Source organism: Lactobacillus sp. PSON (assembly GCF_052615405.1).
On the sequence record NZ_JBQXFW010000005.1, the window covers coordinates 191201 to 203877 of the forward strand.

A 12677-nucleotide genomic window follows, 5' to 3' on the forward strand; every position below is an offset into this window, starting at 1 on the left:
AAATTATTTCACTTCTCCAAGCAATTATTATAGCAAAAAAGATAGAAATCCTACGTTTAATTTCTATCTTTTTTTGTATTAGACATAATAATTATTTTAACGATGATATTTAATTCTAGAACCAAAAGCCTGCCAAATTAAAAATTTACCACTTCTTTTCAAACCAAAGCCATCCACTTGTGGAGCTGCTAAAGTAATACCAGTTCCATCTTTTTGTACCAAGTAAACTTTAGAGTTATATGGAATTACAGAGTGTTGTGGAAACTTATATAATAAGTGTCCATTAACTCTACGACTAGAGATTTTTAATTTATTTCTTCCATGATGCCAAGTTCCACGATATTTCTTAGGCATTATATATGCTTTAAGATGATACTTACTTGCAAAACTTGCATTAGCTGTTTGCCTACTTAAACTAAGTCCCATTCCTAAAACTACTAACACGCTCATCAAAAAAACAATTTTTTTCTTCATTATTCCTCCACTGTATCCTCAATAAGTTGATAATATCCAACTAACTTTAATAATTTAACAATTTCTTTTTGCTGTTGTTTATTATTTTTTAATAAGGCTGTATAATACTCACCAATAATTTTTTCTAATCCAATTGCTAAATTAGCTGGTAAAGATTTAAGCATAATTGATGCTCTATAAATATATTTTCTTTTTGCTTTTTGGTGATAACAACAATTCAAAAAATTTATACAAATTTGACTAATAGCTTGAAGTGTATAAACATCAGTCTGCGGATCACGTTCATAAGCTTTAAAGGCAGAATCAACTAGTTTATATGCATCATCAATGTCAAGCAATATTATTGCATGACTCAAAAATGTATACGAAAACTTATTCCACTCACATTTAGTTAATTGTCTTCGAACTTTTTTCTTTAACTGTATTGAAGCATGTGCATTTGAATGAAAAATCCAAGCATATGATTCCTCTAACCTTACTTTAAAGACTTCTGGAATATTATTTTTATTTTTAAGATTTTCTGCAAGCTTATCTAATTTTGTAATATCTTTTATATTTTGAACAAATTTCAATTGACTTTCTAATTCAAAATATGGATTTTTCTTAGAATCCTGACTTAAAATTTTATCAAAAAAATCTTCCAAATCAATATGGTTTGCGACCAAAATATTAAGCAATACTTCTGCATCTATCTTATGAATATTGTGTTCAACTTTTGAATAAAATGATTCAGTAGTAAATCCGGCCACCATTTCTTTTTGTGTTAATCCATGTTCAAGTCTTATTGATTTTAAAGCTTCTCCTATTGTCATTCGCTTTCTCTCACCTTTCCAAATGTCAACTTGATTTTATGAAGAAAAGAGTTAAGAGTCCACGAAATTTCGTATTCGAAAATTTATTTTTTTAAATCCAATAAAAAAAGCAGCTTACATCAGTAAACTACTATATTAAATATACATAAACCTGTAAAAAACTTTTCTAATTTCTCACTTTACTAACATCCCTACCATCAATCCATTGATTACTACCAAGATTGTAAAATTTATGCCCGCTCACTGTGCTTACTGCATAATAATTCCACTTGCTATTTGTTCGTAAACTTCTATCTAAATTCTTATCTCCCAATGGATCACGCCACAACGGTGCAGAACGTGTTAAAAATATCTGCCCTTGTTCACTATATGGCGCATTCCTATTTACAGCTGTAACATCAACTTCACTAAGCCATCCATTATTAAAGCCATACTTTAGTTTACCATTTTGCAAAGTTAGCTTATCTACTTTTACTAAACATCCTTTTGGCAAAATTTGATAACTATCTTTCACAATTGCAAAAGGTGTCTCAACTTTCATTACAGCATCAATTGCATGCACTGGTAATACTGTTTTTTGCCACATAACATTTTTCAATCGTTCAGGAAAATCCGTAATTAATCCATTCACACCATTAGCCATCATCTTTCGCATTTTACGTGGCTCGTTAACTCCCCACAAGATATAACCTTTATCATGCTTTTTCAAATATTCTGCAGCGTTTTTATCATAATAACCATCTGAAAAATATTGATTACTACCAATATCGTGATAGTCACCTCCAAGTTGAGTTCGAGGAATATTTGGAGCAAGTTTAGCAAGTTTTTTAAGAGAATCTATTGAAAATGATTCAAATAAAATTCTATTTTCTAAGCCGTTTTGCTTAATTTGCTTAACTAAAATTTGCTCCATTCCAGCTTGGCCATCTTTAGTTTCAACCATGAACTTAGTTTTGTCTGGCTTATATCGATCAAAAACTTCCTGCAAAGAATGGATTGGCTCTCCTGCACGATTTTTTACATTTCGTAAATCTTGGAAATTATTTTTTTCAATATCTTGATCTACTCCAAAAACACGTCCCAAATTATTATCATGACTAACTACCAAAACATTGTCACGCGTTTTTTGCAAATCAAGCTCCAAATAATCCGCTCCATTAATAACTGCATGATCATACGCTTGAAAGCTATGTTCAGTATAGCATCCTAATTCATTATCACCGCGGTGGGCAATATTAGTAAAACCAAACAAAAATGGTAATACTAATATAAAAGACATTTTTTTAATTATTTTCATTATTCTATCCCTAACAAAAAATGAGGACTTACATCCTCAATTTTTTATATAACTCAATTCTTTGTATAACTACTTAGTAGGACCTTGAAAAAGTTCCCCATGAGATCCTAATCTTACTAACCTAATAGTTGGATTAGTCTTATGAGGCAAATAAAGTACTAGCACATCTACTTTACCATCACTTAAATGCAATTCATAATGACCGTTATAATTTCCACCCCAATTGTTCAAAATGTGTGGATGATAACTGGCTTCTACGGTTCCTTTATTACGTAATTGTTCTAAGACATTTTTTAAGTCAGGTTTTAATTCTGGATGTTCTTTTTTAAATTTTTTATAGTCAATTTTAAATTGTGAGTCATAAGTTAAAATATACATTAATCTTCTTTATCTAATGATTCAATTAAATCATCTACATTATCAAAGCGAGGAGAATTATCCAGAATTAAACCTTCTGCTTTTGCCTCAGCTTCTAACATAGCCTTTCTAGTAGTTTCATTAGGAATATCTGGTTCCGTCAATATTTCAAACGGAACCTTTTTTTGAATAACAAGTTGCTTGGCAGCTAAAGTAAAATATGCATTAATGCTTAAACCGGTAGCTTTTAATTGCTTACTTAGTTGTTTTTTTAGATTATCATCTAATCGAATAGTTGTAGTACTCATTTTTATCAGCTCCTTTGTATGTTATTATAACATACAATAGATATACAAATAAAAAATGAGGACTTACATCCTCAATTTTTTTATTCAACAACGATAACTTTCTTTGCTAACTTCTTAGCAAGCTTCTTGTTGATTCTTTTATTTTTATTCTTTTTAATAGCCTTTTTATTAGCTTTCTTTAGATGCTTCTTTTGACTATTTTTACTATTTTTGGTTTTAATGCAACTTAATTTAACAAATTCATTTTCACCAACTTGGTAGAACTTTTCACCATTAATAGTTACAACTTTACCATTATTCCAAGCACCTAAAATTTTTCCTTTTTTAAAGAAAATGTAACGTTGATTGTTAACTGCAAAGTCACCATTTTGGTCATAAATGAATCCGCCATGCTTCATAGTAACGTTTACTATATCGCCAGTATTTTGCTTAGTTACTACACTTTGTTCAGCAACTGCTTCTTGAGTATCAGCCTTAACAGTACTTACGCTTGAAAATACAGGGGCTACTGCTAAAAGTGCAACTGCAATTGCTCCAAATTTGATATTTTTCTTCATTTTCAAACAGCTCCTCTCACTTATTTTTCTAAGAATATTATATTATTTTTTATCTTCTTATCCAAATTATTTTATTGTTTTTATTTCTTCTTCACTTAATTCACGATAATTGCCTATAGGTAAATTGCCAAGAGTTAAGTTGCCCATTGAAAGCCTATGAAGTTCAACAACTTTCATTCCACAAGCTCCAAACATCCGCTTAATTTGATGATATTTTCCTTCTTGAATCTTAATTTCAATTTCTGAACTATCTTCATCTTTATTTTGGTTCAATATTTTTAATTCAGCGGGTTTAAGTTGTGTACCATCCCCTAATATCATCCCTTTTGCAAAAGTTTTTATGGTTTCTTCATTAGCTACTCCAGCAATTTTTGCACGATAAATTTTATCGACATGCTTATTAGGAGCCAAGAGCTCATGATTAAGTTGACCATTATTAGTTAATAAAAGTAGTCCTGTCGTATCTTTATCAAGTCGACCTACTGGAGCTAAATTTTGATAGCGATCTTCTGATTTTAATAAGTTAATAACAGTTCGCTGACTTCGATCTTCTGTTGCAGACAAGACTCCTTTAGGCTTATTAAGTAAAAAATAATGGTATTTTTGATAAGTAATTTTTTTATCACCTACCATCACTTCATCTGTATCTACAACTTTTTGTTTAGGAGTTTTAACAGCCTCACCATTAATCATTACAATTCCTTGTTTAATTAATTTATGGACATCTTTTCTAGATCCTACATTCATGTTAGCTAAATATTTATCAATTCTCATGATTAAATCCTATTCTAATCTAAGAAAAAAGCGCTAGGTTTTTCCTAGCGTTTTTATTCTACAATAAATCTGCGTCTTCTTGAGCCTTATCATCTAAAAACTTTTGATTTGGATAAATTGGCATCACTTCAATACCATCAAGAGCTCTTTGAATAAGACCATCAACATCAAGACGGGCTTCATATTCGCGTGCCTTATCAAGCTTTGGTTTAGTCTTTGGACGAGGTGGCGCAAAAATTGTACAGCAATCTTCAAATGGTTCAATTGAAAGATCAAAAGTACCAATTTCTTGAGCACGTTCAATAATTTCAGTCTTGTCCATTGTAGCAACAGGACGAAGAACTGGAGTAGTAGTTACATCGTTAATTGCAACCATAGATTCCAAAGTTTGGGACGCAACTTGACCAACTGACTCACCATTAAAGATTGCTAGTCCACCACGCTTTTGACGAATAAGATCAGCTAAACGAAGCATAAAGCGACGTTGAATAGTCATCAAATAGCCTTCTGGTAGTTTTTCTTTAATAGTTTCTTGAATTTCAGCAAATGGAACGGCAATAAAGTTAATCTTACCAGAATAATTTGCTAAGATTCCTGTTAATTCCTTTGCCTTAGCCAAAGCCTTGTCACTAGTGTAAGGAGGACTAAAGAAGTGGACCATTTCAATATCTACACCACGTTTTAAAGCTAAGTATGAAGCAACTGGTGAATCAATACCTCCACTAAGCATCATTACAGCTTTTCCAGCAGTACCAACTGGCATTCCGCCTACGCCATGTAACAATTCATTAGAAATGTAAACAGCATCTTGGCGAACTTCAATTCTTAATACTAGGTCAGGATGCTTCATTTCAGCTTCCAAATTTTCCATATTATCAAATAAGTAGTCCCCAACCATTCTATTTAATTGGTTAGTATCATATTCAAACTTATGATCACTACGCTTAGTATTAACTTTGAAAGTCATTCCATCTTTGAAAGTATCTTGCATCAATTCCAAAGATGTTTTTTCAATATCTTCTAATGTTTTTGGCACTTTAATTGCAGGTGAGTAAGTTTGAATACCAAAAACCTTCTTTAAACGCTTATCAATCTCTTCAAATGGAGCACCATTAAGAACAATGTGCATTCTATCATGACGTGGATGAATTTCAACTTCTGGAAAGTCCTTTAAAACTTTAGTGACGTTTCCTGCTAAACGTCCTATAAAGTCTTTACGGTTTTTGCCTTTAGTTGATAATTCTCCATAGCGAATCATAACTTCTGTATATTTAACCATTAATTTTCTCCTAAGTGATTAATTTTAGCAAAGTGCTTATAAATTTTATCAAACACTTCAATAAATTTATCTGCTTCTTCTATAGTATTACTTTCATCAAAGCTAAGTCGAATTGCGCTAGTAGCAATCTTATCATCAACTTTCATAGCAACTAAAGTACTTGCTTCATCGGCAGTTTTAGAAGCACAAGCAGAAGTTGTTGATACATAAATATCTTGTTCTTCCAAAGTGTGAACCAAGGTTTCACCGCGAATTCCTTCTAAAGCAAAGCACAAAATATGTGGTACAAAGCCGTCCATTGGAGAAAAGATATGAATTCCAGGCTTATCTTTTAGATAATCAGTAATCTTTTGCTTAATTGCAAGCTCCCGATTTGCCTTTTCAGGTTCATCTTCTAAAAGAAGTCTTACAGCTTTAGCCATACCTGCGATTGCTGGTAGGTTTTCAGTTCCTGAACGAAGGCCTTTTTCTTGTCCTCCCCCATCATGAAGTGGCGTTAACATTTTGCCTTCTTTTTTGTACAGAATACCAATTCCACGTGGTGCATGGAATTTATGAGCTGAAAGACTAGATAAATCTACTCGCGGTGTAAAAACTTGCTTCCAAATATTTTTACCAAGTGCTTGAACATTATCAACGTGGAATTGAATAGTTGGATAATTTTCTAATAAATCACTGATTTCTTCAATTGGTTGAATTGTACCAATTTCATTATTAACACCCATAATCGAAACCAGAGTAGTATCTGAATCGATTGCATTGCGCAAATCATTAACATTAACTCGTCCCTCTTTATCTACTGGAAGCCGAGTTACTCGATAACCTAAGTTTTCTAAAGCTGTAAAAGAATTGGCAACTGAAGCATGTTCAACACTAGAGGTGATGATATGCTTACCAAATTCTCTTTTTTGAATAGCAGTTCCTTTGATAGCTGCATTATTAGATTCAGTACCTCCAGAAGTAAAGAAAATCTCATGTTGCTTTACTCCAAGTAAATCTGCAATCTGCTTACGAGAAGCTTCAAGCAATTGGTGAGAACGATCACCTAACTTATGCAAACTAGATGGATTACCCCAAATATCAGTTGCAACTTTATTATAAGTCGCTAAAACTTCCGGATTAATCTGTGTTGTAGCACTATTATCAAAATATATCACAATATACTAACCCCTTTAAAAAAACGGTCAATATAGACCGTTTAACAATACTTACTAATTGTAACTAGAAATCATTCTAATTTCAATATTTTAAGCTTCATTTTCCTTATGGTTTTTTTCAGAATAATATGAATTTTCAAGTCTTTGATATGATCCAGGCTCTATTTTTTCAATAGCAGTTGCAATAATATCTAAAGCACCCTTATAATCATAATCTTGCTGATAGAATCTAAGAGCCTTTTCTTGAGCTCGCTTAATTGACTCCTGCTTTGCATATTTATTCGAATATTGCATAGTAAGTTCAACTAAATTAGCAGAATTAATAATATCATCTGCTTCTCGCTTTAAACGCTCAACATCATCTGAAATCTGTATTAGCTCATCTGAAATTCGCTCCATATTAATTCTTACGCGACTAAGCTCTTCACTTACATGACCGATTTCATTGACTACAAGAGTATACATCTGAACAAATGATTCTGGATTTCCAGGTAAGTTACGTCTCTCAAGTCTACGATATACTAATGAAACTTCTTGTTTAAATTGATTAATTGAATCGTTAGCAACATTTTCAGAATCATAAAGTCCATCGACATCTTGTGACATTCTCTTTTGTTCAGTGTCGATTTCACGCAATCTATCAAGCATTGCCAACCATGAATCTTGAATTTCTGAATAAACACCTTTACCGTCAGTGATTTTTTGAATTTCTACAGTATATTGACGGCTCATATCATTAACTTCTTTTTCAAGATTCTTGCTCTCTTCTAATTCACCATGAGTTAATTCATAACTTTCATCAATATGCTTAAGCTTTTCAACTAATTTCTTAGAAGCTATTTGCTGACGAGTAATAAGTGATAGCATCTTATCACGATTTTCTTCAACAAATGGTCGAGCTTTATATTCTCTTTCAAGAACTGTATATAATCCATCAATTTGCTTAGAGATTTCTTCATTTTTCTTAATTAAATCTTCAATCTTTAACTCTGCCAGCAAATTGCGAGCCTTATCAATTTCTACGTGAATTTTTTTGATTTCATCTAAAATATTTATTTCCGTAATATAATATTTTTCCGAAATCATATTTTTATAAGTATTAGATAATTCACGAAGCTGATCTTGAAAGACAGATTCAATTTGATGATGACCTTCACGCAATTTTGGCAATTCATCTTGCAAATTTTTTAAGTCATTGCGAATTTTTGAAAGTACCCTTTTAGCTTCAACATGGTCTCCTTGAGAAGATAAATTTTTAGCTTGATCAAAATCACTATCCATACTGGAAAGCTCATTCTCAATCTCTTCAAGCGAAACACCATAATCAAAGGAATCTGCCAAAACCATTTTTCTAAGTTCGCGATAATTTTTAATAAGTGCATCATATTGTGCTTGATTTTCACGATTAGATTCAAGTAACTCTGTAAAGACTTCCCTTGTATTTTTGGCATCTTCATAGACCTGCTTAATAATTTCATGTGCCTTTTTAATGTTTTTACGCGCTTTAAATAAACGGTAGCTGGTGTTTTGATCCGCAGCTTCTTCTACTAAATGACACGCTTCAGGAAGTTTAATAGTTGAATTTTCCTGATAACTTTTGCGCCAAGTATTTAGCGTAGTTAAGCTTTCACCGGCCAAATCCATCTTGTCTAACCGATCAATGTCGCGTTCTAAGTGCATCTTTTTAATTTTTTCGATTACTTTATCAAGTAATTCAATTTGATGCAGCTGTTTTCGATTCATAATCAACATGAAGGCAACAACAACGATAATTAAAATAATAACTGAAATAATAATTAGAGTTTCAACTGATGACATGCTTTTCCTCCAAAACTAAATCAATTATACCAAATCAACATAAAAAACGGGGATAAAAGACGCGCTTTTTCTTGATTTATTCTTCTAAGCTTTATATAATTGAATTCGTGTAAAATATTTGCAGCAATAAGTGACAAGAACGTCAACATCTTGATACGTTTTTTCCAGTGAATGAGTAACCCACGCTGCAACGGGTGAAAATGAAAATTAAGATGCACGAATGTTGAACTTATTTGTAATATTTTACTCCAAAAATTATTATTTAGATTTTATTGGAGGATATTTTTTATGTCAAGATATACAGGTCCAAGTTGGAAGCGTTCAAGAAGATTAGGTATCTCACTTTCAGGTACTGGTAAGGAACTTGCTCGTCGTAACTACGCTCCAGGTCAACACGGTCCTAACCAACGTGGTCGTTTGTCAGAATATGGTGAACAATTACACGAAAAGCAAAAGCTTCGTTGGATGTACGGTTTAAACGAACGTCAATTTAGAACTATGTTTGCTCGTGCTGGTAAGATTCGTGAAGGCGAACACGGTACTAACTTCATGATTTTACTTGAACGTCGTTTGGACAACATCGTTTACCGTTTAGGTTTGGCCACTACTCGTCGCCAAGCTCGTCAATTGGTAAACCACGGTCACATCACTGTTGATGGTAAGCGTGTTGACATTCCTTCATACGAAGTTTCAGTAGGCCAAGTTATTGGTTTGAAGGAAAAGTCAAAGAACTTACAAGAAGTTAAGGATGCTTTGGAAGCAGTTACTGCTCGTCCAGCATACGTATCTTTCGACGATAACAAGATGGAAGGTACTCTTGTACGTTTACCAGAACGTGACGAAATGAACCCAGAAATCAACGAAGCACTCGTTGTTGAATGGTACAACAAGTTACTTTAATTTCTTGTTTCATTTCAAAAACCTTTCCCGTGTTTGGGAAAGGTTTTTTTATTATAGAAAGTAAGGTTTTATCTATGACAGAAGACTTAAATGACAGACTTAAACAATCTTCCTTAGGCGGTAGTCCACAAACCAAGCCTGATGAAAGACGACGCTTTTTAGGATCATTAAGAGAACGGGTCTTTGTTAGAATGAATAATACAGAAATTCACGACCCAAAACTTAATGAATTATTTTTAAAACACATTGACGATTATAAAGGTTACACAGTTTTGATTAATGGCAATATTGACGACGATGCTTTTTTAGGGAAAGTAGAAGCAGCTTGTAGCAAAAATAATATTCCATTCACTTTAGTAAATAATGAAACAGCAAAAACAGGACCAGAAGATACAGCTATTTTAGTAGTTGCTAAAAATGCCATCAATAAAATGCGTATCGAAATTGGCCAAGTTTATCCACCTGAAATGCCTAAAACAGAATTAACAGCCCCAGAAAAAAAGCATGGTTTTTTTCATCATTTATTTCACGGAGATGATTAAATGCAACCTTTAGCATATAGAATGCGTCCTCAAAATTTAAACCAAGTTGTTGGACAAGAACATTTAATCGGACCAGGCAAAATAATCAGACGTATGGTAGAAGCAAGACTGCTTTCTTCTATGATTTTATATGGACCTCCTGGCATTGGAAAAACTAGTATCGCTAGTGCAATTGCTGGTTCCACTAAATATGCTTTTAGAAAGCTCAATGCAGCTACTGATGGCAAAAAACAGCTTCAACAGGTTGCTGAAGAAGGAAAAATGAGTGGAACCGTAATTTTATTGCTTGATGAAATCCATCGCTTGGATAAAACCAAGCAAGATTTTCTTTTGCCACTTTTAGAATCTGGTCAAATTATTTTAATCGGTGCTACTACAGAAAATCCATATATTTCAATCTCCCCTGCTATTCGTTCACGTTGTCAAATCTTTGAACTTAAATCACTCTCTACTAAAGATGCGTCTTTAGCAATTGATCGTGCATTAACAGATGAAGAAAACGGTTTAGGAAAATACCACGCTTCAATTACTAATGACGCCAAACAACTTTTAATTGAAAAAGGAAATGGTGATTTACGTTCTACTTTGAATAGTTTAGAGCTTGCAGTTCTCTCTACCAAACAAGAATTAGTTAACAAAAACAAGGATTATTCTCATTTTACTATTACTCAACAAGAGATGACAGATTCAATTCAAATGAAAAGCCAAAACTTCGATGCTAGTGGAGATGGACATTATGATTTAGTCTCTGCTTTTCAAAAATCTATTCGTGGCTCTGATACTGATGCTGCCCTCCACTATTTAGCTAGATTAATTGAATCAGGTGATTTAATATCAATTTGTCGCAGACTCACTGTCATTGCTTATGAAGATATTGGTTTAGCTAATCCTGCTGCTGCACAACACGCCTTCATTGCTATTCAAGCTGCACAAACTTTGGGTTTTCCAGAAGCTAGAATTCCTTTAGCAAATGCTGTAATTGAATTATGTCTATCTCCAAAAAGTAATAGTGCAATGACTGCCATTGATTCAGCTTTAAGTGATATTCATAACAAAAAATTAGGCGAAATTCCTTCTAATTTAAAAGATGCACATTATTCTGGGGCTAAAAAATTAGGTCGTGGTATTGATTATATTTATCCACATGATTATCCTGGGGATTGGGTTGCACAACAATACTTGCCCAACAATTTAAAGGGAAAACAATACTTTTCACCTAAAGGTAACTCTAAAATTGAAAAAGCACTAAAAAAGCAATATGAAGTTCTACGAAAAATGCAATTTGAAAAGCTCAATGATTGACAATTAAGAGAAGTTTGCGTATTATAATAAGTGATCTGAGTTGATCGACAAGCTTAAATGTATAAAGTTGACCGATCAAACTATAAGACGTGGGAGTTAGTGAATAACTACCGAATCGGAATACTGGCGATTTTGCCCAGGATCCATATTCGCTGCGACATTAACTCAAATTTTGAACATTGCGGGTTCAACAAGCGTCATTATGCTATGTTTGGTCAACTCGGATTTCTTTTGAATTTTAGCGAGAACGATCTTATCGAGGTCGTTCTTTTTATGTTTGGAGTTAAAAATTAATGGCTATTAAGATTGTAATGGGAATCTTTATTGTGGTTCTTGCTCTTACTTCTTGGTATATGTGGCATCGAAGAAATGGTCACTTTATCATTTATGATGTAGGTGGCAATCCTCGCTTAGGTGCTATTCTAAAATGGACTTCTATAGCTTTGATGCTTGAAGCTATTTTAGGAGTATTTATCTTATTTTTAGCAAATAAATACATGAACCTAGTCACTTTATTACTTGGTTCTCTAACTATTTTGATTTTTAGTTTATCAATTAATCAAAAGGATTAATATTTTTGCCATAAATTTGGTAAAATAAACACTAGAAAGAGGTGCAGAAAATGCTTACACAATATCAACACATTCAAGTTTCAGTAGATGGATCTAAAGAATCTGATTTAGCTTTTAGCAAAGCAGCCGCAATTGCTAAGCGTAATAAAGCTACACTTGAAATTTTACACGTTATTGATACTCGTTCTTTCCAAAACGTTTCAAGCTTTGATTCAGCAATGGTAGAACAAGTATCTGACGATGCTAAGAAAAGAATGGAAGACTACAAGAGTCGTGCAATCAAAGCAGGAATCAAAAATGTAAACTATCATATTGAATTTGGTTCACCTAAAACTATCATTGCTATGGACTTCCCTAAGAAGCATGACATTGATTTAATCATTGTAGGTGCAACTGGACTTAATGCAGTCGAACGTTTACTAATTGGTAGTGTTACAGAATACGTAACTCGTACTGCTAGATGTGATGTACTAGTTTGTCGTAGCAAAGAAATTCAAGACGCTCTTAGCGAATAACAACCATACAAAA

The 12677-nt window shown here is 32.9% G+C and carries 15 protein-coding genes; 5 read left to right on the top strand and 10 right to left on the bottom strand.

What is annotated here, in order from left to right:
- Positions 1–96: 96 nt before the first annotated feature.
- From ACTHPI_RS04855 to ezrA, 10 genes are all read right to left on the bottom strand, one after another.
- On the bottom strand, positions 97–474 hold the full coding sequence (locus tag ACTHPI_RS04855) for a hypothetical protein (RefSeq protein ID WP_445353054.1): 378 nt from the start codon (positions 472–474) through the stop codon (positions 97–99).
- Positions 474–1286, bottom strand: coding sequence for a helix-turn-helix domain-containing protein (locus ACTHPI_RS04860; protein WP_445353055.1), 813 nt, complete (start codon positions 1284–1286; stop codon positions 474–476). Before ACTHPI_RS04860 ends, ACTHPI_RS04855 begins: the two co-directional genes overlap by 1 nt.
- Positions 1287–1452: 166 nt before the next feature.
- Positions 1453–2583 carry a glycerophosphodiester phosphodiesterase gene (locus ACTHPI_RS04865; protein ID WP_445353056.1) on the bottom strand — a complete coding sequence of 377 codons (1131 nt, stop codon included), beginning with the start codon at positions 2581–2583 and terminating at the stop codon, positions 1453–1455.
- A gap of 69 nt (positions 2584–2652) precedes the next feature.
- Positions 2653–2961, bottom strand: a complete 309-nt coding sequence (locus ACTHPI_RS04870) for a type II toxin-antitoxin system RelE/ParE family toxin (RefSeq protein WP_445353057.1) — start codon at positions 2959–2961, stop codon at positions 2653–2655.
- Positions 2961–3248, bottom strand: a complete 288-nt coding sequence (locus tag ACTHPI_RS04875; RefSeq protein ID WP_445353058.1) for a type II toxin-antitoxin system RelB/DinJ family antitoxin — start codon at positions 3246–3248, stop codon at positions 2961–2963. The genes ACTHPI_RS04870 and ACTHPI_RS04875 overlap by 1 nt, the downstream gene beginning before the upstream one ends.
- Before the next feature lie 80 nt (positions 3249–3328).
- Positions 3329–3805, bottom strand: coding sequence for an SLAP domain-containing protein (locus ACTHPI_RS04880; RefSeq protein ID WP_445353059.1), 477 nt, complete (start codon positions 3803–3805; stop codon positions 3329–3331).
- Positions 3806–3871: 66 nt separating this feature from the next.
- The gene (locus tag ACTHPI_RS04885) at positions 3872–4579 is read right to left on the bottom strand and encodes a pseudouridine synthase (RefSeq protein ID WP_445353060.1); all 708 of its coding nucleotides are present in this window, start codon (positions 4577–4579) and stop codon (positions 3872–3874) included.
- Between the two features lie 58 nt (positions 4580–4637).
- Positions 4638–5858, bottom strand: coding sequence for a tRNA uracil 4-sulfurtransferase ThiI (thiI, locus tag ACTHPI_RS04890; RefSeq protein WP_445353061.1), 1221 nt, complete (start codon positions 5856–5858; stop codon positions 4638–4640).
- The gene (locus tag ACTHPI_RS04895; RefSeq protein ID WP_445353062.1) at positions 5858–7015 is read right to left on the bottom strand and encodes a cysteine desulfurase family protein; all 1158 of its coding nucleotides are present in this window, start codon (positions 7013–7015) and stop codon (positions 5858–5860) included. The genes thiI and ACTHPI_RS04895 overlap by 1 nt, the downstream gene beginning before the upstream one ends.
- Before the next feature lie 90 nt (positions 7016–7105).
- Complete coding sequence (ezrA, locus tag ACTHPI_RS04900; RefSeq protein ID WP_445353063.1) at positions 7106–8833, bottom strand: septation ring formation regulator EzrA; 1728 nt, start codon at positions 8831–8833, stop codon at positions 7106–7108.
- A 288-nt stretch (positions 8834–9121) separates the two neighbouring features.
- On the opposite strand from ezrA, the gene rpsD reads away from it, so the two are divergent.
- The 5 genes from rpsD (at position 9122) to ACTHPI_RS04925 (ending at position 12664) form a co-directional block, all read left to right on the top strand.
- Complete coding sequence (rpsD, locus tag ACTHPI_RS04905) at positions 9122–9733, top strand: 30S ribosomal protein S4 (protein WP_445353064.1); 612 nt, start codon at positions 9122–9124, stop codon at positions 9731–9733.
- Positions 9734–9807: 74 nt separating this feature from the next.
- Positions 9808–10275 carry a DUF1694 domain-containing protein gene (locus ACTHPI_RS04910; protein ID WP_445353223.1) on the top strand — a complete coding sequence of 156 codons (468 nt, stop codon included), beginning with the start codon at positions 9808–9810 and terminating at the stop codon, positions 10273–10275.
- Positions 10276–11577, top strand: coding sequence for a replication-associated recombination protein A (locus tag ACTHPI_RS04915; protein WP_445353065.1), 1302 nt, complete (start codon positions 10276–10278; stop codon positions 11575–11577).
- Between the two features lie 293 nt (positions 11578–11870).
- Complete coding sequence (locus tag ACTHPI_RS04920; protein WP_445353066.1) at positions 11871–12149, top strand: hypothetical protein; 279 nt, start codon at positions 11871–11873, stop codon at positions 12147–12149.
- A gap of 50 nt (positions 12150–12199) precedes the next feature.
- Positions 12200–12664, top strand: coding sequence for a universal stress protein (locus ACTHPI_RS04925; RefSeq protein ID WP_445353067.1), 465 nt, complete (start codon positions 12200–12202; stop codon positions 12662–12664).
- The last annotated feature ends 13 nt before the right edge of the window (positions 12665–12677 follow it).